Below are 25,911 nucleotides of genomic sequence, written 5' to 3'. Positions count from 1 at the left end.
GATACGGGATCGTACGCCCCGTTCGTCTTGGTTACATCTAGAGAATGATACAACCTCAGGGATGTTTCAAGTGTGGTCCATTTCACAGGCGAAAGAGTTGCGGACCGGGTTCACCTTGAAGCACTGAAGACGGGAAGGCTGCCCATGAGCATATCGGTCATCGAGCAGGCAAAGATCCAGGCGCAGGTCCTGGTGCCACTGGTCAAGGCGCTGCAAGCCGAGCTCGGTGAGGCAGGCGCGAACGCGCTGGTGCGCAAGGCGCTCGGCGACCTCTATCGCCGCTTCGGCGAGGAATTCTGGACAGCGAAGAACGAAACCAATCTCGGTCAGGCCGTGGCATCCGCGTTCAAGACCTACGCGCGCGATGACGCGCTTGCCTATGACGTGATCGAACAGACCCAGGATGCATTCGCCTTCGACGTGAAGCGATGCGCCTATGCCGAGTTCTACAAGGCGCTGGGCGAGCCGGAGCTTGGCTTCCTCATGGTCTGCACCGCCGACTTTGCCACCGCGGAAGGGTTCGGTCCGGACATCAGGCTCACGCGCACGCAGACCATCATGCAAGGCGCCGATCATTGCGACTTCCGCTACCGGCGCGTGGCGGATCGATCAAATGGAAGGGAGCGTGAATGATGCGGACGACTTGTCTTGCCGCGACAGTCCTGGCGCTGACGGCATCAAGCGCGAATGCTGCCATCATCGACTGGCAGGCCGAGCTGCAACGCTGCCGCGCGCTGCGCGAGACCGTGGCGCCGCTGCTTCAGGCCGGCGAAGGAATATCCGCCGTCGGCCGCTCCAACAGGTCGGTCCGCCGCTGCATCTGGATCCAGCGCATGGCCGTGCGCAAGAAAATCCCCGGTGCGGAGACGTGGTAGCTGTCAGCCGCGCTTGAGCAGCAAGTCCTTCAGTCCGGTCGGATAGAGGCTCGGGCCACCAGGTAGGTCGAGTTCGGTCAGATCGAACCAGCGGGCGACGATTTCCTCTCCATTGTCCTCGCGGAAGTCGATGCGCTCCTCGTCGATGAAGGCGCCGTCCGGGAACGCGACGTCGGCGATGAACATCACCTCGTGCCCGGTCGCGCCTTCGTGGACAAAAATGTTCTCCATCATCAGGGTTGCACCAATGATGGTGATGTCGATGCCGAGCTCTTCGTCGAATTCGCGCACGAGCGCAGCCTGCCAGCTCTCGCCGAACTCGATCTCGCCGCCGAGCGGGCGCACGCCCTTGATCCGGCCCGCATCGTCACGCACCTCGGCCGCAAGCAGCCGCCCGCCCCGCCAGTGCAGGCCGATCGCGACGACGCGGATGTGGGGATGAGGGCGCCATGTGGTCATGGGGCATCGTTAGACGTCTTCGGGCGCCGTCGCAATCGCCGCCTGACGATCATATTTCGCCGCGCCATTGCCGCGCTGGTGCCGAGATGTCCGGCAGGCCCAGGAGATTGATCGCACGGCAGGCGATCTGGTCGACGATCTCGTCCGGCGATTGCGGCTTCAGATAGAAGGCCGGCAGCGGCGGCGCGATGATCGCGCCGATCTCGGTGGCCTGCACCATCGTGCGCAGATGTCCGAGATGCAGCGGGCTCTCGCGCACCAGCAGCACCAGGCGCCGCCGCTCCTTGAGCTGCACGTCGGCGGCGCGCACCAGCAGATTGTCGAGCTGTCCCCAGGCGATCGCCGACAGCGTGCGGATCGAGCACGGCGCGATGATCATGCCGCCGACCGGAAACGAGCCGCTGGCGATGCTGGCGCCGATATCCGATGGCGCGTGGTTGCGAAAGGCGAGGGCGCGCAAGTGCGGCAGCGCATCAGCGCCGACCTCCTCAGCTAGCGTACGCTCGGCGGCCGGCGAGATCACCAGATGCACCGCGCAGCGCGGAGTCTCCGCGAGCCGCTCGACGATCCGCATGCCGATCGCCGCGCCCGAGGCGCCGCTGATGCCGACGATCACGCCATGCCGCTCGCTCATGCGGGCTCTCGTATCCCGCTGAGCCCGAGTGCGGGCCACATCGCATCGACCCTGGCGATCACGACGGGATCCATCGCGAGTGGCTCGCCCCACGCTCGTTCGGTCTCAGGGGGAATCTTCGTCGTTGCGTCGATCCCGAGCTTGCCGCCGAGCCCGGATTTCGGCGAGGCGAAGTCGAGATAATCGATCGGCGTGTCGGAGAGCGTGACGAGATCGCGCGAGCTGTCGCTCCGCGTCGCGACAGCCCACATCACCTCGCGCCAGTCGCGGATGTCGATGTCGTCGTCGACCACGATCAGGAGCTTGGTGTAGCTGAACTGCGGCAGCATGGACCACAGGCCGAGCATCAGCCGCCGCGCCTGGCCGGGATAGCGCTTCTTGATCGAGGCGATCGCGATCCGGTATGAGCAGGTCTCCGGCGGCAGCCAGCAATCGGTCACTTCAGGGAATTGCTGCCGTATCAACGGCACAAACAGTTGATTCAAGGCCTCGCCGATCCGCGACGGCTCGTCGGGTGCGCGGCCGGTGAAGGTCGACAGGTAGATCGGCTGTTGCTGCGAGGTGATGGCGGTGACGCGCAGCACCGGAAATTGCTCGACCGAATTGTAGTAGCCGGTGTGATCGCCATAGGGTCCCTCGGCGGCGGTCTCGGTGGCCGAGACCAAGCCCTCGATGACGATCTCTGCCGTCGCGGGCACCTCGAGCGGGACCGTGAGGCATGGCGTCAGCTCGGGCCGCTCGCCGCGCAGAATGCCGGCGAAGCGCAACTCGGAGATGGCCTCGGGCAGCGGCAGCACGGCGGCGAGGATGGTCGCAGGGTCGGCACCGATGACGATCGCCACCGGCATGTCGCGCCCAAGCGCCCTCCATTGCTGATGATGCCGGGCGCCGCCACGATGCGCGAGCCAGCGGATGATGGCGCGGTCGCGGCCGAGGATTTGCATGCGGTAGACGCCGACATTCTCCTCTTGATCGGCCGTCGCCGAGTCCGGCGGCGCGGTGATGACCAGCGGCCAGGTGATCAGGGGGGCGGGCTCGCCTGGCCAGCAGATCTGGGCCGGCAGCCTATGAAGATCGATGTCGTCGCCCATCACGGCGCGATCCTGCACCGGCGCTGCGACGCGCGATCGCGGCCGCGTCGCGAGCGCGGCGCGCGCCAACGGCAGCTTGTGCCATGCATCGCGAATGCCGTGCGGCGGCCGCGGTGTGCGCAGCTCGGCCATCATCGTGCCGAGCTCGTCGAGCCGGTCAGGCGTGATGCCCATGCCCCACGCGGTTCGCTCCACCGTGCCGAACAGATTGGTCAGGAGCGGCATGCCGGATACAAGACCGTCGGTCCTGACCGGCCGTTCGAACAATAATGCAGGGCCGTTGTCCCCGATGACGCGCCGGTGGATCTCGGTGATCTCGTGGATCACGGAGACCGGCTCGCGAATGCGTCGCAGTTGGCCCTTGCCGTCGAGGAAGCGCACGAAGTCGGATAAGTCGCGAAAGCGCGGAACGTCACGTTGCAAGCCGGCCATCTCCCGAAAAAGCGGAAGCTAGCCGGCGCGATGTCGATCTTCCTTGTTCCCGCTCAAATACATCGGCGTGCAAATGGCTCAGATGATCCCATGAGTCATTCGTCCGCCGTCTCCGGCCCATTGCCGACAATCCCGCCGCTTCTCGCGCTCGCGATCCGTCCCTTGCCGCTGTTTCCGCTGCAACTCGTTCTCAGCGGCTTCCTGCAAAATATTCTCAGGCGCAATCCCGGCCTGCTCGACAGGCTCGGCGAGCACCGGCGCGCGCGCTTCGGAATCAAGCCGGCGGATTTGCCGTTTGCGTTCGTCGTCGAGGCTGCCCCGCTGCGGCTCCTGGTGGTGCGTGAGCTGCCGCAGAACCTTGATGCCCGCGTCTCCGCCTCGCTGGCGAATTTGCTTGCCCTGGTCGAAGGCAGGGTGGACGGCGATGCGTTGATGTTTTCGCGCCAGCTCGGCATCGAAGGCGACATGGAGGCCGTGCTCGCCCTGCGCAATGCGATCGACGATGCCGGGCTCGATCTCGCCGGGGAGTTGGTGTTGCTGTTCGGTCCGCTGGGTGGGCCGGCGAGGCGTTCGTTCGAATTTGCACGGGACAGGCTGACCGGCTCACCGGGGGAGCCGCGGTGATGGAGCTGATCTGTCCCGCCGGAACGCCGGCCGCGCTGCGGAGCGCCATCGACGCGGGCGCGGACGCCGTCTATTGCGGCTTCAACGACGAGACCAACGCGCGCAATTTTCCCGGATTGAACTTCAGCCGCGACGAGCTGCGCAAGGGGATCGCATTCGCGCACGGCCGCGGTGCGAAAATCCTCGTCGCCATCAATACCTTTCCGCGCGCCTCGGCCACCGCGCTGTGGCAGCGCGCCGTCGATGACGCGGTCGAGGCCGGCGCGGACGCGCTGATCGTCGCCGACATCGGGCTGATGGATTATGTCGCGCGGCGCCATCCGAACCAGCGCCTGCATGTCTCGGTGCAGGCCGCGGCCGCCAATCCCGACGCCATCGCTTTCTATGTCGAGACCTTCGGGGCGCGCCGGGTCGTGCTGCCGCGCGTGCTCAGCGTCGCGGAGATCGCCGAGATCATGCGCGAGACGCGCTGCGAGACCGAAGTCTTCGTGTTCGGCGGCCTCTGCGTGATGGCCGAGGGGCGCTGTTCGCTGTCGTCCTACGCCACCGGAAAATCGCCGAACATGCAGGGCGTCTGCTCTCCGGCGAGCCACGTCGCCTATGAGGAGACCGGGCGGGGAACGACGTCCCGGCTCGGCGGATTCACCATCAACCGCTTCGCACCGCAGGAAGCCGCGGGCTATCCGACCCTGTGCAAGGGCCGGTTCTCCACCGCGCTTGGCGATGGCTACATCTTCGAGGACCCCGTCAGTCTCGATGCCACGACGCTGCTCGCCGGATTGCGAAGCGCCGGCGTCGCCGCGCTGAAGATCGAGGGGCGCCAGCGCGGACGCGCCTATATCGAGAGTGTGGTCCGTCACTTCCGCCGTGCGCTCGATACGCTGGAGGATGGCAGCGAGGCCGATATCGTCAGCTTGACGCCGTTCGCCGAAGGCCAGGCTTCCACGCTCGGCGCCTATCGCAAGACATGGCGGTGACCGATGCAGGGAACCAATGAGAGGAAACCCGATGCAGCTTAGTCTCGGGCCCGTCCTCTACAATTGGGCGCCGGAACGCTGGCGCGACTTCTACTTCCGGATCGCCGAGGAGGCGCCGGTCGACGTCGTGTCGGTGGGCGAGATCGTGTGCTCGAAACGGGCGCCGTTCTTCACGGAATATCTGCCTGACGTGATCGAGCGCCTCGAGGGTGCCGGCAAGCAGGTTCTGCTGGGTTCGCTGATCCTGGTGTCGCTCCGGCGCGAGCGGCGCCAGACCGAGGAGCTTTGCGCGACGGACGGCCCGTTGGTCGAGGTCAACGACCTGACCTGCCTCAGATCGATCCGAGGCCGGCCGCACGCGATCGGCCCCTACGCGAACATCTACAACGAGACCAGCGCGACCTTTCACGTCCAGCAGGGTGCCACGCGAATCTGCCTGCCGCCCGAGCTGCCGATCTCGTCAGCAGCGGTGATCGCCGCGGCGGTCCCCGAGGCCTTGATCGAGATCTTTGCCTTCGGCCGCGTGCCGCTGGCGATCTCCGCACGCTGCTACCATGCGCGGCTGCACAAGCTGTCCAAGGACAATTGCCGCTTCGTCTGCGAAAAGGACCCGGACGGGCTCGCGCTGAAGACGCTGGACCAGCAGGAGTTCCTCACCGTCAACGGTGTCCAGACCCTGTCGCATGCCTGCACCAATCTCATTGGCGACATCGCGGCGCTGCGCGAGGCACGCATCGGCTCGCTGCGGCTGTCGCCGCAGGATTGCGACATGGTCGAGGTCGCCAGGACGTTTCGCGATGTGCTCGATGGGGGCAGATCGGCCGAAGACGCCGGCGGCCGCCTGTCGGAGCTCTATCCAGGTGTCGCCTTTGCCAACGGCTTCCTCCGCGGCCAGCCCGGCTTTTCCTTCGCGCAAGCGTAGCCGCACCTAGCTCACGAGATATTTCTTCACCGCCGCCTCGTCCCATTCGATGCCGTTGCCGGGCTCCTCGCCCGGCAGCGCAAAGCCGTCCCTGATCTTCAGCCGCGTCGCCAGCACCGCGTCGGCCCAGTCGACATATTCCAGCCATTGCCCGGTCGGTGTCACGCAGAGCAGCTGCGCGCTGACCTCCGAGAACAGATGCGTCGACATCTCGATGCCGGCGGCATGCGCGAGCGCGGCAGCGCGGAGCCAGCCGGTGACGCCGCCGATGCGCTGCACGTCGGGCATCACGTAGTCGCAGGCCTCCGCCGCCAGCGCAGCCTGCATCGAAAACGCGCTGTCGAAGTTTTCGCCGATCTGGACCGGCGTGCGCAGCGCATCCGCGATGCGGGCGCAGCCCGTATAGTCGTCGTGGCGGATCGGCTCCTCGATCCAGCTCAGGCCCTCGTCGTCGAGCATCTCGCCGCGAAGGATCGCCTCGGTCACCGTCAGCGCCTGATTGTAGTCGCACATCAGCGTCACCTCGTCGCCGACGGCCTTGCGCACTGCGCGCACGACGGCGAGATCTTCCCGCGCATCGGGGCGGCCGACGCGAATCTTGGCGGCCTGAAAACCTTCGGCCAGCAGCTTGTGCGCTTCCTCCACCGCCGCGCCGGCCGGCATGATACCGAGGCCTTTCGAATTGTACGCTTTCACCGGTTTTGGTGCCCCGCCGAGCAGGCGGGCCAGCGGCAGGCCTCTGCTGCGCGCCAGCGCGTCCCATGCCGCCATGTCGATGCCCGATTGTGCCAGCCGCTGCAGGCCGGCGAGGCCGAGCAGTGTGAAGCGCTGGGTCAGCTTGCGCTCGACCTCGAACGGCAGCAGCTCGTCGCCGGCGAGCAGCTCCGACATGTCCATGACCATGGCGGTCAGCGGCCTCAAGGCCGACGGCGTGATCGAGAACAGATAGGCATGACCCACCACGCCCTGGTCGGTCTCGCAGTCGATCAGCACCAGCGGCGCCTTTGCCACCGCCCCGGTCGAGGTCTTGAGCGGCAAATTCATCGGCACGATCACGGGGCGCGCGTTGAAGCGCCTGATGCGGATAGTTTCGGTCATGGGATCTCCCGGCGGGTTGATACCGATCTTAAACATTCGTCATGAAACGAAAAGATGTTTGCCACGCCCCCCATAAAATGGGGTTGCGCGGGAACGCGTTTGTTGGCTCTGTGCCGCGGCATGTTATGCCGCAAATCCCGAAAAGCTTGCGGCAAAAACGCCGACAACGGAGCCATCACGTGAAACGAGAGATCGCCGAAGAGCAGCGCAAGAGCGGCATCCTGACAGGGGCCGTGATCGCCTTCCTCCTGCTCGCTCTGCCGCTCGCGGTCTGGCTGGACCTGACCGAGCTCAGCAAGTCGGCGCTGCGCCGGCAGGCCGCCGATCTCAACTCCGTCATCACCAGCGTGCGCAGCTATTATGCCTCCAACGTGGTCGGGCGCATCCTTGCCAACCCTGACGGCACCACCAGGGTCGTGCACAATTACGAGTCGGTTGCCGGCGCGGTCCCGATCCCCGCGACGCTGTCGCTGGAGCTCGGACGGGTGATCGGCGCCCAGCAGGAGAACATCACCTACCGCTTCGTCTCGGACTTCCCGTTCCAGAACCGCGCCCCGCACCAGCTCGACAAGTTCGAGAAGGATGCGCTGGCCGCGCTGCGCGCCGATCCCGAGCAGAAGATCGTCGACACCGAAACCTCGCTGTTCTCCGACAAGGTCCGCCTGGTCGCGCCGGTCACGATGGGCCCGGCCTGCGTCAGCTGCCACAACAGCCACCCCGAAAGCCCGAAGAAGGACTGGAAGGTCGGTGACATCAGAGGCATCCAGGAAGTCATCATCGCCCAGCCGATCGCCGCCAACATCTTCTCGTTCAAGTTCCTGCTGGCCTATTTCCTGGTCGCTGCCGGCTGCGGCCTGTCGTTCCTCTCGCTGCAGCGCCGCCAGGCCAGGCGCATCAAGGGCATGAACAAGGAACTCGAATCCGCCAACGATTTCCTGGCGTCGCTCTCCATGAAGATCTCGCGCTACATTCCGCCGCAGGTCTACAAGAGCATCTTCTCCGGCCAGAAGGACGTCACCATCCACACCGAGCGCAAGAAGCTCACGATCTTCTTCTCCGACATCCAGAATTTTACCGCGACCACCGAGCGGCTTCAGCCTGAATTGCTGACCCAGCTTCTCAACGAATATTTTACCGAGATGTCGGCGATCGCGCACGAGCATGGCGGCACCGTCGACAAGTTCATCGGCGACGCCATGTTGATCTTCTTCGGCGATCCCGAGACCAAGGGCGATCGCGCCGACGCGCAGGCCTGCCTGCAGATGGCCTGGCGCATGCAGCAGCGTCTCACCGAGCTCAATGCGAAATGGCGGGCCTCCGGCATCGAGCAGCCGTTCCGCTCGCGCATGGGCATCAATTCCGGCTATTGCAATGTCGGCAATTTCGGCAGCAGCGACCGCATGGACTACACCATCATCGGTGCGGAAGCGAACCTCGCCGCACGCCTGCAATCGATCGCCGAGCCCGGCGGCATCGTGCTGAGCTACGAGAGCTTCGCGCTCGTCAGCGACATCGTCCGCGCCCATGCGCTGCCCGCCATCACCATGAAGGGCATCAGCCGCGAGGTGATCCCGTACTCGGTGGATGCGCTGAACGACGCGGCGGCGGAGCGGAGCGGCGTCATCACGGAGCGCGCGCCGGGCCTCGAGCTCTATCTCGATCCCGCGGTGGTGAAGTCCGGCGACGCCGCGCGGGTGCGTTTGTTGCTGGAGAGTGCGTTGGCCTCGCTGAAGCCGGCGTGAGCTTTGGGTCGCAGAAGCCTCCACGGCGTCATGGCCGGGCCAAGCCCGGCATGACGACCGATTGAGTCAGCTCACCGCGCCATGCCTTCCGTGAACGCCGTCTCGATCACCGCCCCGAACGGCTGCCACGAGCGCCCGTCAAATTGCACCAGCCGCATCTGCCTGATCGGCAGATAGCTGTCCGGGGAGGTGTTCATCCTGATATCGGGCAGTGCAACGGAGGGATGATAATCCCGCAGCGATGCTGCCTGACGCATGATGTTCTCGCGCGAGAAGTCGTCGCCACACTGCCTCAGCACCTTGGTCAGTGCCTCCGCCGCGGCATAGCCATAGAGCGCCGCGCTGTTGTTGGTGCTTTCGACCTTGTGGTACCTGTCCATGAAAGCGAACCAGTCCTTCATGGCGGGATCGTCCTTCCATGCCGGATCGCTCGGATCCTTCAGAAAGGCCGCCGAGATCACGCCAGCCGAATTCTCCAGGCCCGCAGGCGCCATCGCATTGGCGATCGAGGCCGAGGCATCGTTGACGATGAAGACCGGGTGCCAGTTCAGCGAGGCCGCCAGCTGGATCACCTTGGACGCCGTCGACGGCACGCCCAGGAAGACGAAGATGTCGGCTCCCGCGCGCTTGAGGATCGAGACGTGACTTTCGAGATGCTCGTCCGAGATGTCGAAAGCGACGTCGACGAGGACGTGACGGTTCAACTCGCCGAGACCTTCCTGGATGCCCTTGTAGAGCATGCGGCCGAACTGGTCGTTCTGCCAGAGCACCACGATCTTCTTCCGGGGATAATAGGCCTGGATGTAGTTGGCGTAGATGCGCCCCTCCGAGCGGAATGACGGCTGCCAGCCCATGGTCCATGGAAACGCCCTGGCCTGGCTCAACTCCTCATCGCCGGAGGCGAGGAACAGCTGCGGGATTTGCTTCTCGTTCAGGTACCAGCGCGTGGCGAGATTGCCGGGCGTGCCGAACGAGCCGAACATCAGCTGCACGCCGTCCTTCTCGACGAGATCACGCGTCAGCTCCAGCGCAGTTGCGGGATCGGAATTGTCGTCGCGGGTGATGAAGCGGATCTTGCGGCCGTTGATGCCGCCGCGATCGTTGATCATGTCGAAATAGGCGGCTTCCGCCTTGCCGATCGCGCCGAATTCCGAAAGCGGCCCCGAATAGGGCACGATGTTGCCGATGCGGATGTTTTTGTCGTCAGCCGCTTGCTCCGCACGTTGCTGTGACATCGCCCCGAGTGAGGCGAGAGCGGCGATGAAAACGAACAGCAGTCTGCCGGTGACGCGCATGCTCGACACCTTGTCGTTGGCCCCCGACGAGGTCGGCTCAATCCGCACCCAGGCTGCTTGATCTACGTCAAGCGTTTGGCAATCCTGTGGCACCCCGAACGAAGCGGCAGGTGTGTTGACGCGCTGCTGAGAGAGCCCCCGTGTGGTACCCCTCTCCCTAACCCTCCGGAGAGGGCTGGCCCAGCAAATGGTGACGGTGGATTCCCGCGAGGCCCTACGGTAGCCCGCGCGCCTCCAGCTGATGCACCAGCAGCAGCGTCGGTTCAGCCAGACTATCGCCGGAGCCATCCAGCCCAAACGCAGCCGCGATGCCGTCGCGGCTCCGCAACAGCGTGGTGCGCGGGCAGTGGCCGGCGCCGCACAGCGTCTTCTTCAGGGTCTCGCCTTGCGCGACCAGGTTTGCGGGATCGTTCGCGGCCCAGGCCAGCACGATTGGCGCGTCGACATTGAGGATGCCGGGAAACACCGAGCGCTTGTCATATTGAGCGGCGTCAGTGCCGAAATAGGCCTTCTCGTTGTCACTGGCGTCCTTGCCGGCGCGGTAGATGCCGGACACCAGCACGATCGCGGCGACATCGGCGCGGTCGGCCTGGAGCTCGGGATGGGCCAAGAGGCTTGCGACATGGAAGGCGCCGGCGCCGTAGCCGACTGCGACGATCTCGCGCGCATCGCCGTTGAACAAATCGATATTGCCGTGGATCCAGGACAGCGCCGCCGCGACGTCGGTCGCGCCCATCGGCCAGGCCGCCGCCGGCGCCAGGCGGTAGTTCACGTGCACCCCGATCATGCCGTTGCGCGCGGCAAAGCACATCGCCTCGTCCTGGATGTCGCGGGACAGGTCCGGTGCGCCGTGGTCGCCGGTAAAAGTGTCGCCGGCCACGAACAGCAGCACCGGCCGCGGCGTGTCCGCCTTGGTGGTCTCGCTGGTCGCGACGTCGAGCACGTTGGCCTCGCTGTCGCCATAGCGCAGGCCGCGCGAGAAGGTGACCTGCTCGCACAGCCGCGCGACGCCGCCGGCGGTGGTGTCGTTATCGGTGAGGCCGACCGGGACGAGATCGGACGGCGCGGTTGGTCGCACCGGCGTCACGCCCTGCGCCGAAGCTGCTGTCATGGTCAGAAAGAGAAAAAATGCCAGGGAACTCTTCATGTCGGTGCCGGCCTTGCGTTCCCGATCATGGCTCGTGCGTCGGGCCTGTCTTTTCAATTCGCCTTATTAGTTAGTCCCCTTTGGGCAATTTCACGGCATGTCGGTTCTGCCGCTATGTCCGGCTCCGTCTCTGGAGTGAACGCGTGGCGCCCGTGCCGGTAACAGTCGACCAGAGCAATGTCTCGATGTTCGCTCGATTGCCGATTTTCGACAGGCTTATTAGCCTCGTCTTTATGAGAGCGATCCCGTTACCATCAAACGTCATGGTCGGCTTAACGCGCGTGTCAGAATCCGGCCAGAGTGTCGTAGATCGGTCAAATACCCTGATAACTCGATTCGTATACTAGCGATCCCGCGGGCCGGATCTTCCGCGCGGGAGAATAGCATGTCGAACATCATACAGTTTCGCGCGCAGCGGCAGGACGTCGATGCGTCGATCGAACGTTGCGATCGTTCGTCGGGGATCGAGCCCGGCGCGCTGCGCGTCAGCGCCCGGAATGCGCTCAGTCGGCTGGCCGGCCAGTTCGAGCTCGCGATCGAGCATGCCCATGAAGTCGAACCGCGGATTCGCGATCCGGAGAAGCGCCGGGAATTCTCGGACCAAATCAAGCGGACGCGACGTCTGCTCGAAATCGTCCATCTCAAGATCCTGCAGATCTAGCCGCGCCGACCCGCTCAATTTGTACCCAAAGGCCAATGTTGCCGGAAAGATAACCGATGCGTACCAATTTGCCTGTCACCGCCACCGAGTATCCGCTGATGGACGAGACGCTGATCGTCTCCAAGACCGACCTCAAGGGCAAGCTGATCTATTTCAACGATCAGTTTGTCGAGGCGTCCGGCTTCACCGAGCAGGAGCTGGCCGGCCAGCCCCATAACATCGTCCGGCATCCCGATATGCCGCCGGAAGCCTTCGCCAATCTCTGGGACACCTTGAAGGCCGGAAGGCCCTGGGCAGGTGCGGTCAAGAATCGCCGCAAGAACGGCGACTTCTATTGGGTGCTGGCGAGCGCGACGCCGATCTGGGAAGAAGGTCAGCTGGTCGGTTACATGTCGATCCGGACCAAGCTGCCTGCGGATCAGCGCGAGCAGGCCGAGCGCGTCTATGCTGCGATCCGCGACAAGAAGGCGGGTGCCTTCAAGATCGAGGCCGGCATGATCCGCAAGCGCTCGTTGCTCGATGTCTTCTCGCCGTTCACGAAGACCCTGAAGGCGCGACTGGTCTCGTTGGTCGGCATCCTGTCGCTGTCCATGGGGATCATCGGTGCCGCCGGATTGATCGGGATGAGCCAGGTCAATCGGCATGCCCAGTCGATCTATGAGGACCGCTCGGTACCGCTGGCCCAATTGTTCGAGATCAACGACCGCATGAAGGAGAATTCGCTCGCCATCCTTCGATCGGCGATCGAAGCCCGCAGCGGCCGCGTCGTCTCGAACGCTCAAGGCGTGATCGACGCCAACGCCGGACGGATCGACAAGCTGTGGTCGGACTACATGGCGACCTATCTTACGCCGGAGGAGAAGTCGGTTGCGGACTCGTTCGCACCGAACCGGATCGCGTATGTCGAGCGAGGCCTCAAGCCGGCTCTCGCCATGCTGGCCGACGGCAAGCTCGATGAGTTGAATGCGCACATGACGGGCCGGGCCGCCGAGCTCTTCGGCGCCGCCAAGGCCGACATGGATCGGCTGGTCGCGATCCAGGTCAAGGAAGCGAAGGCGGAATTCGACGCGGCCGAAGCCTCGTTCATCGTCTCGAATGTGATCGCGATTGCCGCCCTGTGCCTGGGCCTGCTCGTCGCCGCCCTGCTGTCACTGGCGACAATTCGCGCCATTTCGCGGCCCCTGGCGCATCTGAACGATATCATGTCGAAAATTGGCCAGGGCGTTTTCAACAGTCGCGTCAACGTCGAGCGTGACGACGAGGCTGGGCTGGCGTTGCGCGCGGTCCAGGCGCTTCAGGCCAAGCTCGGCTTCGACCGGGAGGCGCAGCGGGACCTGGAGAAGCGGGCCGCCGACCAGCGCCGGATCGACATGCACAGGATGGCGGGAGAGTTCGAGGCTGCCGTGGGCAACATCATCGAGACCGTTGCCTTGGCCTCCACCGAGCTCGAGGCCGCCGCCGGTACGCTCACCGGCACGGCGGAATCGACGCAGCAGCTTTCGATTGCCGTCGCCGCGGCGTCCGAAGAGGCGTCCACCAACGTACAGTCGGTGGCGTCGGCGACCGAGCAGATGTCTTCCTCGGTGACCGAGATCGGCCATCGCGTGCAGGATTCCGCCAGGATGGCGGCAGAAGCGGTCAATCAGGCCCGGCAGACCAACGACCGTGTCAGCGAATTGTCGCGCGCGGCCGGCAGGATCGGCGATGTGGTCGAGCTGATCAGCAATATCGCGGGGCAGACCAACCTTCTGGCGCTGAACGCGACGATCGAAGCGGCGCGCGCCGGCGACGCCGGCCGGGGCTTTGCCGTCGTGGCCTCCGAGGTCAAGGCGCTGGCGGAGCAGACCGCCAAGGCCACCGGAGAGATCAGCCAGCAGGTCACCGGTATTCAGGTGGCGACCCAGGAGTCCGTTGCGGCGATCGAGACGATCGGGGCAACGATCGGAAGCCTCTCCGAGATATCGGCGGCGGTCGCCGCTGCGGTGGAAGAGCAGGGCGCTGCGACCCAGGAAATCTCCCGCAACGTGCAGCAGGCCGCGAGGGGCACCCAGGACGTATCGTCGAACATCACCAACGTCCAGCGCGGCGCATCGGACACGGGATCGGCGTCGTCCCAGGTGTTGTCCTCGGCGCAATCGCTGGCGATCGAGAGCAACCGGCTCAAGACTGAGGTCGACAAATTCCTGGCGACCATTCGCGCGGCCTGAACGGCATCTGGGCAGAACAGCCGGCCGCGGTGAACGATCGCCGCGGCTGCTATTGCGACGACGAGGCGCGCTTCAGGGTTTCGGACGGCAATTCGCCGTGGAGCCGCAGATAATCGGCGGCAAAGCGGCCGACATTCTGGAAGCCGCAACGGAAGGCGACGCCGGTGACACTGGTGGTTTCCACCGGAGAGCGCAGAAATTCCGCGGCCCGTTGCAATCGTACGCGCTTGGCGAATTGAGCCGGAGATCCCTTGCCGGCCCGCGCGAATTCGCGAAACACGGTACGAACGCCGACATTGGCGACTTCAGCGATTTCGTCGAGATCGATCGGCCGGCTCCAATTGGCCTCGATGAAGGCCTCGATCTTGTCGACGACGCTGCGTCCTGCGCTGCGCGGTTCACGCCTGAGCAGGTCCGAGAAGTTGTGCTCATGGCCGAGAAGAAATCTGACGACGAGGTCGCGCTCGAGCTCGGCTCGGGCAAGCGGCGAGTATTGATCCGCAAACGTCTCCAGCTCCTCGGCGAGATGGAATACCTGTCGCCGGAAGAGCGACATGCTGGAGGGATTCGGATCGGATTCGGACAGTTCGAGCCGTCGGTCGCTTGCGTCGCCGGCGAGGGCCTTCATGGTGTGTTCGAGCGCCAGTGTGTCGATGCGCAGAACCAATTGCCGATAGTCTTCGCCAAATTGAAGTCGCAGCCTTGAGTTTCCGGAGACGATGGGTGTCCAGGCACCGATCGCGCCGCCTCCGCGCGACGTCGTGAAGTTGGCGCGGCCCTGGATGGAGAAGAATTGCCTGACGAAGCTCGCCTCGGGAAAACTCACCGTGACTGGAGCATCATAAGAGCAGAAGCCGAGACCCACGGCCGTCAGCCTGGCGTAGTTGGCGCGGATGCCGAAGTCTCCACTTCCCTTGTCGAAGCCGTCCGCGCCGTAGACGCTGAACAGGCGGTCGCGCGCAAGCTCGCTGTCGTGCGAATGCACGGCCGCATACTTGTCCAGATAAGTGACGTCCCTTGAACCCGGCAAACGAAGCACCCGAAGCTACGCGCGCAAATCTACGGATTCGCTCAGGCAGTGCCACCAATCTCGAATTGCATTCGCCAAGTCATGCGTCGCATCGCTCGATGCCAGCAGCAAATGTTGACGGTGCTCCGATCGTATGAGGTGCACCGCGCGCTTTTGGCGCATATCGAAAATCGGCAAATCGCTGCAGGCGCGGCGCCATTCCTGGCCGTTCGGCCGTTATGGAATCAATTGCCCGGCTGGAACGTGCAATCCGCGCCGCTGCCGTCCTTCTGCCTGATCGCATTGGGGTCGATGGTGCAGCTCAGCTTGCTCAGGCTCTCGAAATTCGATCCGGCCGCACCGTCGGCAGGAATTCCCGCCAGGGCCTCGGTCGCGAAAATCTCGTTGGCCGTAGACCCGTTCACAGTCTTGACCTTCTTGCCGAAGGTGACCTCGCAATTGCGCAAGGTGATGTCGACATTGCTGGTTCGGCAAACGATCCTGTCCGCGGTTACCACGATCGGCTTCCTGTAGGGGATGTCGGCGTTGGCCGCGAACAGCATCGCCACCGCCTTCTTCTCGGCGCCCGACAGGATCGGCGACAGCGGCGCGATCACACCTGCGAGCGCGAGCGCCGTGGAGCCCGAGATTTTCGTCGGCGCAGTGCCGGATGCCGCCGCGACGGGAGAGGCGCCGGCCACGAGCATGGCACCGGCGAGGCAGGACGACATCGCGCGTCTCATGAGCGTCTCTCCTCGAAGGTCACGGCTTCGTCGCCGCGATGGCACGCCGAGCCTATGACGGATGTCCTATCCAGGGGAAGGCCGCATCGTGGCGGATTTGCCGATGCTGCGAACGACCGCGGTGGCCGCGGCTCCGCTGGATGCCGGTGCGAACAACACGATGCCGGCCGCGTTGGATGGACGCGGCCGGTTATCGATCTGTTGCGCAGGCGAACGATCGCCCGCCTGCGCCAGAGAAAGATCGGCTAGCTGCTCGGCCCTCCCTGAAGTGCCGCGAGAAGCTTCTTGCCATCCGGCACGCCCCAGCCGGTGCAGGCGTCCCATCCCGGGCCCGCCTTGTATTGCCCGCCGAGCAGGCCGTCGGTGTCATTGTTGCCCACCGTGATGTCGCGCAGCACGCCGGCTGGCCCGAACTTCGAATACAGCAGGGCATTGAAATTGCCGGACCGTGCGCCGAGCGAGGCGTTGATCCGGGCGACCAGGCTGGCCCAGAGCGGCGCGGACGCGCTGGTGCCGCCGACAATGCCGAGCTTGCCGCCCGACATCGTCAGATAACCCGTTGCCGGATCGGCATTGGCCGCGACATCAGGGATCGCGCGTCCGGCGAAGTGCCTGGGATTGACCGACTTCGGCACGATGCCCCTCTGCCAGGCCGGGACCGGTGTGATGTCGCTGACGCCGCCGCCGGTGCCGCTTCCCGGTCCGTCGTTCCAGACGGTCTCGGTGATCTGCACCTGCTTCTTGGCGTTGGCGCGCGCATGGAGCGTCGTTCCGCCCACGGCCAGCACGTAGGGACTGGTTGCGGGGAAATTCACATGCGCACGGCCGTCCTGCATCTGCGCTTCCGAGCCGTCGTCGCCGGTCGATACACAGAACGTGATGCCGAGATGGGCGGCCGCAAGGAAGCTGTGGTTGCAATGGTCGATCGCCGCCGGCGACCAGATCACGCCGCTGTTGTTGAAGGCCTGGTTCTCGTCCCAGCCCCAGCTGATCGAGACGACGGAAGGATCGTTGACGGAATCGCTGACGACCTTGGCGAGGCAATCGACCAGACCCTTCTCGTCGAAGGTCGAGAAATAGGTAGCGATCTTGGCGCCGCCACCGAGCGCGCCGGCGACGTCGACGTCCAGCATCACCTCACCGGTCGAATCCGGATCACCGGCCGGATCGGTCGAGACACCGTCGACCGCGATGACGGCCACCTCCGGCGCGGGCACGCCGATCTTGGTGAAATAGGCCGCGACGTCAGGCGTCTCGACGCCTCCGCCGAACTCCAGCAGGCCGATGCATTGCTTGCTCGCATCGATCTGGGGGAAGTCGTAGATGGTGCCGAGCTCGGTCGGAACGAACCAGTGCCGTACCGAGCTGGCGAAATCCGGCGCCGCGGCGCGTGCCGAATGGCGCGAGCGGCGCATCACGCGGTGGTTGTTCAGCCCGAACACGCCGGTGATGGCATCGCCGACCTCGGCCGGGACGTGCACCGGGCCGGTGCGGGCGTGGAAATCGCCGAGATGCGGATGGGAATAGTCGAACAGCGTGACGCCGAAGGCGTCGCTGACGTCGTCGACCGTCCCGGCGATCCCGAGCCGCGCGGCGGCGGGCTCGTTGCGGGTGACGACGAGCTTGTGCGCCTTGGCAAAATCCTCGATCGACTTGATGGCCTTGGGATCGGAGCCGTATTTGCTCGCGAGCAGATCGCGCGTCATGTATTTGCGCGCCTTGGGAAGCTTGTTGTCGAGATCGGACAGATCGGGCAGATCGGCTGAGCGCTTGACGCCGAGCGTCAGCTCGATCCAGCGCTGGCCGTTGGTTCGGCGCATCGCCTTCGAGCCTGTCGGCAGTTGATGGACGGAGTTGGGAAGCTCGACCATGTGGGGTGTTGCACTAGGGGACATAGTATTTCCTCCTTGCACGGGTGGTTGACGAACCGGGAATTGGCAATTGCGAACGCGAGTGCTGTGCGTTCGTGGGTTCTGTCTGTTCGAAAGTGTTCAGGTGTTCGAAAATGAATCGTGGTGTGCCGGCAGAAACTACCAGCACGTCAGTATGCCAAACCTAAAATAGTAAGTTTAAGGAATGCATCCTAACAGCGGGATGCTGGCGCGGCAAAGCCGATCGCGCAGTGCGCGTCTCACAATTGCGTCAGATTATCGCAGGCGCGCAGCGTCGATGAGCCAATCGATCTGACGTAGTTGGCGATCCGACTTGCTAGAATCGTCACAATCGTCACAATCGCAGCGCGTGCGCGAGCCGGCGTTGCACGCCGGCTGATGTGTCAGGCTGGAGCGTATGGTCCGGCGATTCAGGCGGCCTTCTTTCGCGAGGCGGATGTCTTCTTCTTTGCAGTCTTCTTCGCTGCCTTCTTGGCCGCCTTCCTCTTCGCCGCCTTCTGCGCGATCAGATACGCCTCGACCTTCTTGGAAGAATGGCCGGCGGCAGCGACGGCGGCCTTCAGCCTGGCCGGCGTGATCTTGAACTTCTTCGACCAGTAGCGGACTTCATAGGCCTCGCCGAGCGCGATCCGGCTCTTGTCGGCAGCGCGGTGCTTCTGGAGCTTGATGTAGTCTTCGACCTTCGTTGCGGAATGGCCGACCTTCTTGACCGCATATTTCAGCTTGGCCGGCGTCACCTTGAATTTCTTCGACCAGTAGGCGACTTCGTATCTCTCGGTGAGCGCAATCAGCTTGCGGTCCACTCCGCCCCGCTTGGTCTTGTCGTCGGCCATATGCCTCTCTCCTGCCCTGGGATCTGCGTGCGTCCAGTCTAGCATGCAATCCGATTTTGCAGCGCAAGATGACGCGCGCGCGGCGATTGACGCGGGGCGGCGGTTTTACCGCGTCGGCTCAAATGGTTGTGGCGCGTGAGCCGGGCCGGCGGCGGCGAGGTCATTCTACTTTGCATGGGGTTGTTTTCGACTTTTTTGCCACTCGCGCGTCCGTGACGGAACCTAATCGCGGCTGGTGCGACTTATCCATGACACGGGAAAACACGTGCGAGGCAGTCATGGCAGAGAAGCATACCGCCGATCCGGCAGAGATCATGCGGGCGACCGGTCATCCTGAGCTGGAATATGCCGCCGGCTGGACCATCGCTGGTCTCGTCACCATCGGCACCATCGTCGCCGCCTGGGTGTTCGCGATCTAGGCGACCGGAAACTGCAGCTCGAAGGCGACGCCCTCCTCGGAGGACTTGAGCCTGATCGAGCCGCCATGGCTTGCCATCACCGCGCGCGCGATCGCGAGCCCCATGCCGGTGCCGCCCTCGTCGCGCCGGGTCGTGAAGAACGCGTCAAAGATCCTGTCGCGATTCGGCGCCGAGATCGGCTCACCGTCATTGCTCACCGTCAGCCGCAGGGTCGTCCGTTCGTCCACCGCCTCCAGCCTGATTGTCCGGGCCTTGTGCCGCATCGCGTTGTCGGCGAGGTGCGACAGCACCATCAGCGCCTTCTCGCCGGACATGCCGATTGCCCGGTCGAGGCTGCCGCTGGCCTCGATGGCGCTCGCCGGAAACCGGCCCCTGAGGTCGGCGATGACGGGCGCAAGCTCGGTGCGCTCGTTCTGCGGCAGGCTTTCGGCGCGGGCGAGCTCCCGCAGCCGCTGCGCCATCGCCTCCAGCCGCTTTGTGTCCGACAGGATGTTGGCGATGAAGGACCGCTGCTCCGATGGCGTCAGGCCTTCGGGCTTGCCCTGAAACGAATCCTGCAACAGCTCGGCCGCGCCCTTGATCGAGGTCAGCGGTGACTTCAGCTCATGGGTGAGGTGGGCCGAGAACGTCGCGATATAGTCCGATCGCCGCGCCAGCTGCTCGGCCATGCCGAGAAAGCTGTGCGAGAGCTGCGCGAACTCGCGTGTGCCGTAATGCCGGAGCGGCTGAAATGCCTCGCGGTCGCCGCGGCTGATTCTGGCGGCACGATTGATCAGCTCGCGCATCGGCAGCGTGATGGTGCGTGAGAATACCAGGCCAATCGCAATCGTGCCGAGGACCACCGCAAGCCCCGCCAGCACGAACTTGGCCCGCTCCTGGTAGAGATGGTCAAAGATGTTGCTCGGGGTCCGCGTGGTGTAGATCACGCCTGCGACGCGGTTGTCGACGATGACTGGCATCGCCGAGAACACGTGCACGCCAAGCCCGCGGCTGAAGGAATAGATCGGTGGCGGCGGCTTGTCCGGCACGCGGTTGCGCAAGGTCGCGCGGTACTGCCCGTGCAGCGCGTCCGCGACTTCCTCGATATGGGCGAGCGATTGCCCGACCTCCTGCCGTCCGGCGATCACCACGCCCTGCGGATCGAGGATGCGAAAGCCGGCCAGCGTCACCTTCTGCGTTTCGCGGATGATCGGCGTCAGCTTTGCCCCGATCTCGACATAGGCCGCCTGCGCCGGCTGGGACGCAGGCAGCGCATCCGCGCGGCGGCGCAAGAGATCGTTGGCGGTGAGATCGAGTGCTGGGCGGATCGGCGTCACGGGGTCGCCGGGGTCAGGCAGCACGTTCGGCGGCACCTCGGCGCCGAGCGTCAGGCCGCTGTCGAGCCTTGCCGTGACCTCCTGCGCGTAGATCGTCGCCAGCACGCGGCTCTGGGCGATCAGCTCGGCCTGGGTCTGGCGGATCAGCTGGTTGTCGTAAAGGCGGAAGAAGAACAGGCCGACCAGCGGCAGCACCGCAACGGTGGCGAGCACCGCGAAGATTACAAGCCCCAGCGACGGCCGCCATTTGTCGGGCGCCGCGCTCATGCCTCTTTCTCGCAGCGGCCGAGCTTGAAGCCGACGCCGTGGATGGTCTCGATCACGTTGTCGCAAGCGAGCGCCGCGAGCTTGGCGCGGATGTTGCGGATGTGGCTGTCGATGGTGCGGTCGGAGACCTGGATATTGAGCTGATAGGCCGCCCGCATCAGCTGCTCTCGGTTGAACATCGAGGTTGGCCGGGCCAGAAACGCGAGCAGGATGCCGAACTCGATCGCGGTCAGCTTCAGCGGCGTGCCGGCAAAGGTTGCGACGTGCTGCTCGGGATCGATCAGCAGGGCGCCTTGCGATAGTGCGGCCGGTCCGGCCTTGGCCTCGCCGTTGCGCGGGCTGAGGCGGCGCAGGATCACATTGACCCGCGCCACCAGCTCGCGCGGGCTGAACGGTTTGGTGACGTAGTCGTCGCCGCCGATCTCGAGGCCGAGGATGCGGTCGATCTCCTCATCGCGCGCCGACAGGAACAGGATCGGGACATCGGAGCCCTTGCGGATCTCGCGGCAGACGTCGAGGCCGTCGAACTCGGGCATGCCGATGTCGAGCACGATCAGGTCGGGCTTGTCGGCGGCAAAGCGGGTCAGCGCCTCCTTGCCGTCGCGCGCCTCGATCACATCCATGCCGGCCTTCTTCAGGGCGACGCGGATGACTTCGCGGATGTGGCCCTCGTCGTCGACGATGAGAATGCGGTGCGCCAAGGAAACTCTCCGCTCACCCGGCCGGCTTGCGGCCGGACTGGCCTCTCGCCTCGGCCTCCAGCCTGCGCTGCAGCCGCCAGCTCCGAAAGCCCCAGGTTCGCCAAGCCATGTCCATGCGCTGAGTTTCTACAAGGCGATCGTGGCATCCAACAAGGGTGCTGTCGGCGCGAATCTGCATCATCCTCTCGATCGCAGGCAGGGCCTGCGGTCCGATCTGCGCGAGATAGCGAGTATCGATCGGCATGCCTCTGCCCGAAACCTCCCGGCTGTGGACGACATTATAGTCGGCGATAAATGCGTCGAAGTTCACCAGCGAGCAGCCATACAGCACGATCGTTAACGCGATTAGATTGGCGCTGACCAGCCACCGGTTGGACCGGTTGAGCACGATCCGGGCGACGATCAGGACCAGCCCCAGCGCGACCAGCCCCATCCAGATGAAGGCAGCGATGCGCCAATAGGTCAGCATATAGATATCGACATAGAGATCGAGCCGGAGGATGGAGGACGCGACCAGCAGGACGTTCTGGCCCACCCAGATGTAGACCAGCGGACGGATTATCGTCGATTTCTCAGCCGGCCCGCCCGGACGCATCGCAACCAGCACGAAAGCGGCGGCGAGCAGGGCGGTTGCGATCAGCGGATAGGCGCCGCGATGGGCGTAGGCAGCATAGGTCATGTCGGCAGGTAGCGTCAGATGGCCCCAGAGATAGAGGCCGTCGAGAATGGACTGTGTCGCGAACAGGAGGTTGAACAGGATCAGCGAACGCAAAATCGTCGATGGTCCCAGAAACTCGGCCGAGACGAGCGGCGGAAGCGGCGGCGGCGCGGGGACATCGTCGACGGCCGCCGTTACGATCGTCCTGCGCCGCCAGCGCACGTGGATGAACGGCCAGACCAGTGCCAGCATCACAGTCCAGAACAGCACGCGCGGGATGCTGATATAGTCGATGATGACCATCGGATTGAGCAGGGACATCCAATGCTCGATCACGGGGTTGGCCACGGCGAACAGGGCAACAAAGACTGTGCCCAGCGCCGCCGGCAGCAGCCAGAGTGCGACGCCGCGGGTGAACGCCGACATGTTGAAGATCTGGAGTGCGTCGGGGAAGAATCTGAAGGGACCCAACAGGACGAAGTTGCGCAACGCCCGGAGGCGGTCCACGAGGCCGGTCGTCTCAGGATTGGTCGCGAGCAGCAGGGCCATCAGCAGCGCGGTGATCAGGATCAGAAACGACAGCGGATTGAGCTCTTCGATAGCTGGCGCCAGGCCTGCGACGAGAATGGCTGCGCCGATCACGGCGCGGCGCCGGTTTAAGGTCGTATGATTGAAGAGCACGGACACGCAAGACGTCACGATCGCGAAGAGTGAAAGCGACAGCCCGATCCGCTCACCATAAAACAACCAGTCGGCGAGCGCGGCCAGCACCAGCGCGAGGCCGACCTTGGCCGGAATCGAGGAGTACCTGGTCGGCCGGATGTCCGCTGCGATCGTCGTAGCAAGGCTCGTCATGTGCAGGTGACCTTTCGTGATGGGTAGCGTCACGAACTTTGGACGGCTCTTGCGCAGAAGCCGGGGCCTTCGTCTGCACGGTTTCAGGAGTCTTTTGCAGTTTTCGTGCAGGCGCGATTTTGCCTCTCGCCCAGCGCAAATCGCCTTGATAGGTGCGAGGCATTCGCCACTCCTCGCACGTGATGCATCATGCAATTCCTCCGTCGTATCGGCCTTCTCCTGCTCTGGCCTGCCGCACCTCTCGTTGCATTCGCCGCTGCAAACAAGAACGATCCCTATCTGGTCCCGTTGCGCGGCGCCGGAAACCTCGCGCTTGTCGCCGCAAGCCTCCTGCTCGTCGCCGTCCTGCTGCGTCGCGGGCGTTGGCGCAGCATCGCCGGCAAGCTGCTCGTGATGCTCTGGTGCCTCCCGCCGGTGTTGATGGCGGTGGCGCATCTCAGCTTCGAGCTGCGCAAGCACGATGTGCTTAGCGCCAGCGTGACTGAGGCGCGTCAGCTTGGCCCACATTTCATAGTGGGCTATTCGTCGTTCTCGGAGGTCGCGCGTCTGGCCGAACAAGGATTGATCGGCGGCGTCTACGTCACTCGGCACAATATCCGCGGCCGGACGATCGATGTGTTGCGCGCCGAGATTGCGGCGCTTCAGGACAAGCGACGCGCCGCCGGCCTGCCGCCGCTCATCGTCGCCGCGGATCAGGAGGGGGGAATCGTCGGGCACCTCGCGCCGCCGCTGACAAAAGTGCCGGCGCTGGCGACGCTCGCCGGGCTTCCTCCGGATGAGCAGCAATCCAAGGCGGCGGAGTTCGGCCGCATCCATGGCCGCGAGCTCGCCGGCCTGGGCGTCAATCTCAATCTCGCGCCGGTGCTCGATCTCAAACCGCCGCAGCGACGCAACCGCCTCGACTTCCACACGCTGATCGGCCAACGCGCGATTGCCACCGATCCCGCTGTCGTCAGTACCATCGCCTCGGCTTACGTGCAGGGGCTGGAGGAGTCAGGCGTTGGCGCGACGCTCAAGCATTTTCCAGGCATCGGCCGCGTGCGCACCGACACGCATCATTTCAGCGCCAGCCTCAATACGCCGGTCAGGGAGCTGGAAACCACCGACTGGCTGCCGTTCCGCGAAATTCTGTCGCACTCGCACAGCGCTCTCATGGTCGGCCATATCACGCTGACCGCGGTCGATCCCGACCGCGCCGCTTCGCATTCGAAGCGCGTCGTCGGTGGTATCATCCGCGACAAATGGGGTTATCAGGGCCTGGTGATGACCGACGATCTGGTGATGGGCGCGATCTATCAGCACGATGTCTGCAAGGCCGTGGTGGAAGCCATCAATGCCGGCGTCGATCTGCTGCTCGTTGCTTATGACGGTGCGCAATTCTACCGGATCTTTGGATGCGCGCTCGATGGAGCACGGCAGGGCAAGCTCGACGCAGCCATGCTGCGTGCGAGCGCGATGCGGCGGGGCAAGCCTGTGTCAATGGAGCAGGCGCGGGCCGCCTCGCACGCCATCAGCCTGGCCGACCAGCCTTTTGCGAACTGACGCTCGGTGCGAACTAGCGTTTCTGATTGAGACGCGTTGCGATGCTAAGGCGTGATCGCTCCGCGGCTGACGGCGCGCGGGGCGGTCAGCTCCTTCCAGGTGGAATTGGCGACGTGCACCGGTGAGAAGGCCGGCCGCTCGACATAATGTCCGTCGCCCGCCTCGGCGCGCAGATCGCCTTCCTTCCAGACGATACGGCCGCGCGAGAGCGTTGCCGCGGGCCCGCCGGTGCAGGCAAAACCCTCGAACACATTGTAGTCGATCCGGCTCATTTGCCGCTTCGCGCTGATGGTCTTGGTTGCCTTCGGATCCCAGACCACGAGATCGGCATCCGAGCCGACGGCGACCGCGCCCTTGCGCGGATAGATGTTGAGGATGCGGGCGATGTTTGCCGAAGTCACCGCGACGAACTCTTCCTTGGTCAGCCTCCCCGTGGCGACGCCTGCGGTCCATAGCAGCGCCAGGCGATCCTCCAGCCCGCCGGTGCCGTTCGGGATCTTTCTGAAGTCACCGAGCCCGAACCGCTTCTGCTCGGTGGTGAAGGCGCAATGGTCGGTCGCGACCACTTGCAGCGAGCCGGCTTGCAGGCCCGCCCACAGGCTGTCCTGATGCGTCTTGTCGCGGAATGGCGGCGACATCACGCGTTGCGCGGAATGATTCCAGTCCTTGTTCTGATATTCGCCGGCGTCGAGCAGCAGATGCTGGATCAGCGGCTCGCCATAAACGCGTTTTCCCGCGGCGCGTGCGCGAGCGATCGCCTCGTGCGCCTCGCGGCAGCTGGTGTGTACGATGTAGACCGGCGTACCCGTCATGTCGGCGATCATGATGGCGCGATTGGTGGCTTCGCCCTCGACTTCCGGCGGTCGTGAATAAGCGTGGCCTTCGGGCCCGGTGACGCCGCGCGCGATCAGCGCCTCCTGCATCAATGCGACGACGTCGCCATTTTCGGCATGCACCACCGGCATCGCGCCGAGATGGGCGCAGCGCGCAAAGGAGTTGTAGAGCTCGTCGTCGTTCACCATCAGCGCGCCCTTGTAGGCCATGAAGTGCTTGAAGGTGTTGATGCCGTAGGTTTTGACCACGGTCTCCATCTCGTCATAGATCTGCTTCGACCACGACGTCACCGCCATGTGGAAGCCGTAGTCGGTCGCCGCCTTCTCGGATCTGTGCCGCCATTCCTGATAGGCCGCGAGCATCGACTGGCCGGGATCGGGCAGGCAGAAATCCACCACCATGGTGGTGCCGCCGCTCAGCGCCGCCTTGGTGCCGGATTCAAAATCGTCGGCAGTGACGGTGCCCATGAACGGCATTTCGAGATGGGTGTGCGGATCGATGCCGCCTGGAATGACATAGGCGCCGCCAGCGTCGATAATCTCCGCTCCCGTGGGCGCAGCGATCGCTGCGCCGACCGCGACGATGGTTTCGCCCTCGATCAACACGTCTGCACGGCGCGAATGATCATGATTGACGATGGTGCCGCCGCGGATGAGGAGGGACATGGGAGCTCCGAGG

At 64.5% G+C, this 25,911-nt stretch carries 24 protein-coding genes; 10 read left to right on the top strand and 14 right to left on the bottom strand.

Features of this window, described 5'->3' with window-relative positions; translation table 11 throughout:
• Positions 1 to 144 precede the first annotated feature (144 nt).
• Positions 145 to 633: an L-2-amino-thiazoline-4-carboxylic acid hydrolase gene (locus tag ACWAT4_RS35860; protein ID WP_212297226.1), complete on the top strand. Its 489-nt coding sequence runs from the start codon at positions 145 to 147 to the stop codon at positions 631 to 633.
• Positions 630 to 875: a hypothetical protein gene (locus tag ACWAT4_RS35855; RefSeq protein ID WP_212297225.1), complete on the top strand. Its 246-nt coding sequence runs from the start codon at positions 630 to 632 to the stop codon at positions 873 to 875. The genes ACWAT4_RS35860 and ACWAT4_RS35855 overlap by 4 nt, the downstream gene beginning before the upstream one ends.
• Positions 876 to 878: 3 nt before the next feature.
• Here ACWAT4_RS35855 and ACWAT4_RS35850 read toward each other — a convergent pair whose 3' ends face one another.
• The 3 genes from ACWAT4_RS35850 to ACWAT4_RS35840 are packed head-to-tail and all read right to left on the bottom strand — an operon-like array spanning position 879 to position 3,491.
• Positions 879 to 1,334, bottom strand: a complete 456-nt coding sequence (locus ACWAT4_RS35850; protein ID WP_449729292.1) for an NUDIX hydrolase — start codon at positions 1,332 to 1,334, stop codon at positions 879 to 881.
• A 49-nt stretch (positions 1,335 to 1,383) separates the two neighbouring features.
• Entirely contained in the window at positions 1,384 to 1,968 is a 585-nt protein-coding gene (locus tag ACWAT4_RS35845) for a UbiX family flavin prenyltransferase (RefSeq protein ID WP_212297223.1), read from the bottom strand.
• A complete protein-coding gene (locus tag ACWAT4_RS35840) occupies positions 1,965 to 3,491 on the bottom strand; it encodes a UbiD family decarboxylase (protein WP_449729291.1) in 1,527 nt (508 codons plus the stop codon). Before ACWAT4_RS35840 ends, ACWAT4_RS35845 begins: the two co-directional genes overlap by 4 nt.
• 90 nt (positions 3,492 to 3,581) lie before the next feature.
• Here ACWAT4_RS35840 and ubiT point away from each other — a divergent pair, with 90 nt between their 5' ends.
• The 3 genes from ubiT to ubiV are packed head-to-tail and all read left to right on the top strand — an operon-like array spanning position 3,582 to position 6,014.
• Positions 3,582 to 4,115 carry a ubiquinone anaerobic biosynthesis accessory factor UbiT gene (gene ubiT / locus ACWAT4_RS35835; RefSeq protein ID WP_449729290.1) on the top strand — a complete coding sequence of 178 codons (534 nt, stop codon included), beginning with the start codon at positions 3,582 to 3,584 and terminating at the stop codon, positions 4,113 to 4,115.
• Positions 4,115 to 5,092, top strand: a complete 978-nt coding sequence (gene ubiU, locus ACWAT4_RS35830) for a ubiquinone anaerobic biosynthesis protein UbiU (protein ID WP_449729289.1) — start codon at positions 4,115 to 4,117, stop codon at positions 5,090 to 5,092. Before ubiT ends, ubiU begins: the two co-directional genes overlap by 1 nt.
• A gap of 31 nt (positions 5,093 to 5,123) precedes the next feature.
• Positions 5,124 to 6,014: a ubiquinone anaerobic biosynthesis protein UbiV gene (ubiV, locus tag ACWAT4_RS35825; RefSeq protein WP_449729288.1), complete on the top strand. Its 891-nt coding sequence runs from the start codon at positions 5,124 to 5,126 to the stop codon at positions 6,012 to 6,014.
• Between the two features lie 6 nt (positions 6,015 to 6,020).
• On the opposite strand, the gene ACWAT4_RS35820 is transcribed toward ubiV, so the two are convergent.
• Entirely contained in the window at positions 6,021 to 7,112 is a 1,092-nt protein-coding gene (locus tag ACWAT4_RS35820) for an enolase C-terminal domain-like protein (protein ID WP_449729287.1), read from the bottom strand.
• Between the two features lie 179 nt (positions 7,113 to 7,291).
• Between ACWAT4_RS35820 and ACWAT4_RS35815 the strand changes: the two genes are divergently transcribed.
• The gene (locus ACWAT4_RS35815) at positions 7,292 to 8,854 is read left to right on the top strand and encodes an adenylate/guanylate cyclase domain-containing protein (RefSeq protein ID WP_212427633.1); all 1,563 of its coding nucleotides are present in this window, start codon (positions 7,292 to 7,294) and stop codon (positions 8,852 to 8,854) included.
• A 71-nt stretch (positions 8,855 to 8,925) separates the two neighbouring features.
• Here ACWAT4_RS35815 and ACWAT4_RS35810 read toward each other — a convergent pair whose 3' ends face one another.
• Both ACWAT4_RS35810 and ACWAT4_RS35805 read right to left on the bottom strand, forming a co-directional pair.
• Positions 8,926 to 10,149, bottom strand: a complete 1,224-nt coding sequence (locus ACWAT4_RS35810) for an ABC transporter substrate-binding protein (protein WP_449731308.1) — start codon at positions 10,147 to 10,149, stop codon at positions 8,926 to 8,928.
• 214 nt (positions 10,150 to 10,363) lie between these two features.
• Positions 10,364 to 11,296 carry an alpha/beta hydrolase gene (locus tag ACWAT4_RS35805; RefSeq protein ID WP_449729286.1) on the bottom strand — a complete coding sequence of 311 codons (933 nt, stop codon included), beginning with the start codon at positions 11,294 to 11,296 and terminating at the stop codon, positions 10,364 to 10,366.
• Between the two features lie 385 nt (positions 11,297 to 11,681).
• Here ACWAT4_RS35805 and ACWAT4_RS35800 point away from each other — a divergent pair, with 385 nt between their 5' ends.
• Both ACWAT4_RS35800 and ACWAT4_RS35795 read left to right on the top strand, forming a co-directional pair.
• A complete protein-coding gene (locus ACWAT4_RS35800) occupies positions 11,682 to 11,957 on the top strand; it encodes a hypothetical protein (RefSeq protein WP_212297215.1) in 276 nt (91 codons plus the stop codon).
• A 56-nt stretch (positions 11,958 to 12,013) separates the two neighbouring features.
• Positions 12,014 to 14,164: a methyl-accepting chemotaxis protein gene (locus tag ACWAT4_RS35795; RefSeq protein WP_449729285.1), complete on the top strand. Its 2,151-nt coding sequence runs from the start codon at positions 12,014 to 12,016 to the stop codon at positions 14,162 to 14,164.
• Positions 14,165 to 14,213: 49 nt separating this feature from the next.
• On the opposite strand, the gene ACWAT4_RS35790 is transcribed toward ACWAT4_RS35795, so the two are convergent.
• The 4 genes from ACWAT4_RS35790 to ACWAT4_RS35775 form a co-directional block, all read right to left on the bottom strand.
• Positions 14,214 to 15,194 (bottom strand): helix-turn-helix domain-containing protein, encoded by a 981-nt coding sequence (locus tag ACWAT4_RS35790; protein WP_449729284.1) that lies wholly within the window; start codon positions 15,192 to 15,194, stop codon positions 14,214 to 14,216.
• A 224-nt stretch (positions 15,195 to 15,418) separates the two neighbouring features.
• Positions 15,419 to 15,916: a hypothetical protein gene (locus tag ACWAT4_RS35785; protein ID WP_249154579.1), complete on the bottom strand. Its 498-nt coding sequence runs from the start codon at positions 15,914 to 15,916 to the stop codon at positions 15,419 to 15,421.
• A 245-nt stretch (positions 15,917 to 16,161) separates the two neighbouring features.
• Entirely contained in the window at positions 16,162 to 17,811 is a 1,650-nt protein-coding gene (locus tag ACWAT4_RS35780) for a S53 family peptidase (protein WP_212427637.1), read from the bottom strand.
• Between the two features lie 407 nt (positions 17,812 to 18,218).
• A complete protein-coding gene (locus tag ACWAT4_RS35775; protein ID WP_449729283.1) occupies positions 18,219 to 18,641 on the bottom strand; it encodes a DUF3606 domain-containing protein in 423 nt (140 codons plus the stop codon).
• Between the two features lie 278 nt (positions 18,642 to 18,919).
• Between ACWAT4_RS35775 and ACWAT4_RS35770 the strand changes: the two genes are divergently transcribed.
• A complete protein-coding gene (locus ACWAT4_RS35770) occupies positions 18,920 to 19,060 on the top strand; it encodes a hypothetical protein (RefSeq protein WP_007597071.1) in 141 nt (46 codons plus the stop codon).
• On the opposite strand, the gene ACWAT4_RS35765 is transcribed toward ACWAT4_RS35770, so the two are convergent.
• From ACWAT4_RS35765 to ACWAT4_RS35755, 3 genes are read right to left on the bottom strand one after another with little or no spacing between them, the layout of a single operon-like run.
• Positions 19,057 to 20,643, bottom strand: coding sequence for an ATP-binding protein (locus ACWAT4_RS35765; RefSeq protein ID WP_449729282.1), 1,587 nt, complete (start codon positions 20,641 to 20,643; stop codon positions 19,057 to 19,059). The two genes, ACWAT4_RS35770 and ACWAT4_RS35765, sit on opposite strands and share 4 nt — an antisense overlap.
• Positions 20,640 to 21,344: a response regulator transcription factor gene (locus tag ACWAT4_RS35760; protein WP_212427640.1), complete on the bottom strand. Its 705-nt coding sequence runs from the start codon at positions 21,342 to 21,344 to the stop codon at positions 20,640 to 20,642. Before ACWAT4_RS35760 ends, ACWAT4_RS35765 begins: the two co-directional genes overlap by 4 nt.
• Before the next feature lie 13 nt (positions 21,345 to 21,357).
• Entirely contained in the window at positions 21,358 to 22,857 is a 1,500-nt protein-coding gene (locus tag ACWAT4_RS35755) for a DUF4153 domain-containing protein (protein WP_212427641.1), read from the bottom strand.
• Positions 22,858 to 23,046: 189 nt separating this feature from the next.
• On the opposite strand from ACWAT4_RS35755, the gene ACWAT4_RS35750 reads away from it, so the two are divergent.
• Positions 23,047 to 24,399, top strand: a complete 1,353-nt coding sequence (locus ACWAT4_RS35750) for a glycoside hydrolase family 3 N-terminal domain-containing protein (protein ID WP_449729281.1) — start codon at positions 23,047 to 23,049, stop codon at positions 24,397 to 24,399.
• Between the two features lie 44 nt (positions 24,400 to 24,443).
• Here the strand turns inward: ACWAT4_RS35750 and hydA are convergent, their stop codons facing one another.
• On the bottom strand, positions 24,444 to 25,898 hold the full coding sequence (gene hydA, locus ACWAT4_RS35745) for a dihydropyrimidinase (protein WP_449729280.1): 1,455 nt from the start codon (positions 25,896 to 25,898) through the stop codon (positions 24,444 to 24,446).
• Between the last annotated feature and the right edge of the window lie 13 nt (positions 25,899 to 25,911).

The organism is Bradyrhizobium sp. T-1 (assembly GCF_053592855.1).
The sequence above is the reverse complement of the archived record's forward strand: the minus strand, read 5'-3'. Positions and strand labels throughout refer to the sequence as shown.

Coding starts and splice junctions, on each gene's coding strand:
- ACWAT4_RS35860 (WP_212297226.1), top strand. CDS start 145: ATGAGCATATCGGTCATCGAGCAGGCAAAGATCCAGGCGCAGGTCCTG.
- ACWAT4_RS35855 (WP_212297225.1), top strand. CDS start 630: ATGATGCGGACGACTTGTCTTGCCGCGACAGTCCTGGCGCTGACGGCA.
- ACWAT4_RS35850 (WP_449729292.1), bottom strand. CDS start 1,334: ATGACCACATGGCGCCCTCATCCCCACATCCGCGTCGTCGCGATCGGC.
- ACWAT4_RS35845 (WP_212297223.1), bottom strand. CDS start 1,968: ATGAGCGAGCGGCATGGCGTGATCGTCGGCATCAGCGGCGCCTCGGGC.
- ACWAT4_RS35840 (WP_449729291.1), bottom strand. CDS start 3,491: ATGGCCGGCTTGCAACGTGACGTTCCGCGCTTTCGCGACTTATCCGAC.
- ubiT (WP_449729290.1), top strand. CDS start 3,582: ATGAGTCATTCGTCCGCCGTCTCCGGCCCATTGCCGACAATCCCGCCG.
- ubiU (WP_449729289.1), top strand. CDS start 4,115: ATGGAGCTGATCTGTCCCGCCGGAACGCCGGCCGCGCTGCGGAGCGCC.
- ubiV (WP_449729288.1), top strand. CDS start 5,124: ATGCAGCTTAGTCTCGGGCCCGTCCTCTACAATTGGGCGCCGGAACGC.
- ACWAT4_RS35820 (WP_449729287.1), bottom strand. CDS start 7,112: ATGACCGAAACTATCCGCATCAGGCGCTTCAACGCGCGCCCCGTGATC.
- ACWAT4_RS35810 (WP_449731308.1), bottom strand. CDS start 10,149: ATGCGCGTCACCGGCAGACTGCTGTTCGTTTTCATCGCCGCTCTCGCC.
- ACWAT4_RS35805 (WP_449729286.1), bottom strand. CDS start 11,296: ATGAAGAGTTCCCTGGCATTTTTTCTCTTTCTGACCATGACAGCAGCT.
- ACWAT4_RS35800 (WP_212297215.1), top strand. CDS start 11,682: ATGTCGAACATCATACAGTTTCGCGCGCAGCGGCAGGACGTCGATGCG.
- ACWAT4_RS35795 (WP_449729285.1), top strand. CDS start 12,014: ATGCGTACCAATTTGCCTGTCACCGCCACCGAGTATCCGCTGATGGAC.
- ACWAT4_RS35785 (WP_249154579.1), bottom strand. CDS start 15,916: ATGAGACGCGCGATGTCGTCCTGCCTCGCCGGTGCCATGCTCGTGGCC.
- ACWAT4_RS35780 (WP_212427637.1), bottom strand. CDS start 17,811: ATGTCCCCTAGTGCAACACCCCACATGGTCGAGCTTCCCAACTCCGTC.
- ACWAT4_RS35775 (WP_449729283.1), bottom strand. CDS start 18,641: ATGGCCGACGACAAGACCAAGCGGGGCGGAGTGGACCGCAAGCTGATT.
- ACWAT4_RS35770 (WP_007597071.1), top strand. CDS start 18,920: ATGGCAGAGAAGCATACCGCCGATCCGGCAGAGATCATGCGGGCGACC.
- ACWAT4_RS35765 (WP_449729282.1), bottom strand. CDS start 20,643: ATGAGCGCGGCGCCCGACAAATGGCGGCCGTCGCTGGGGCTTGTAATC.
- ACWAT4_RS35755 (WP_212427641.1), bottom strand. CDS start 22,857: ATGACGAGCCTTGCTACGACGATCGCAGCGGACATCCGGCCGACCAGG.
- ACWAT4_RS35750 (WP_449729281.1), top strand. CDS start 23,047: ATGCAATTCCTCCGTCGTATCGGCCTTCTCCTGCTCTGGCCTGCCGCA.
- hydA (WP_449729280.1), bottom strand. CDS start 25,898: ATGTCCCTCCTCATCCGCGGCGGCACCATCGTCAATCATGATCATTCG.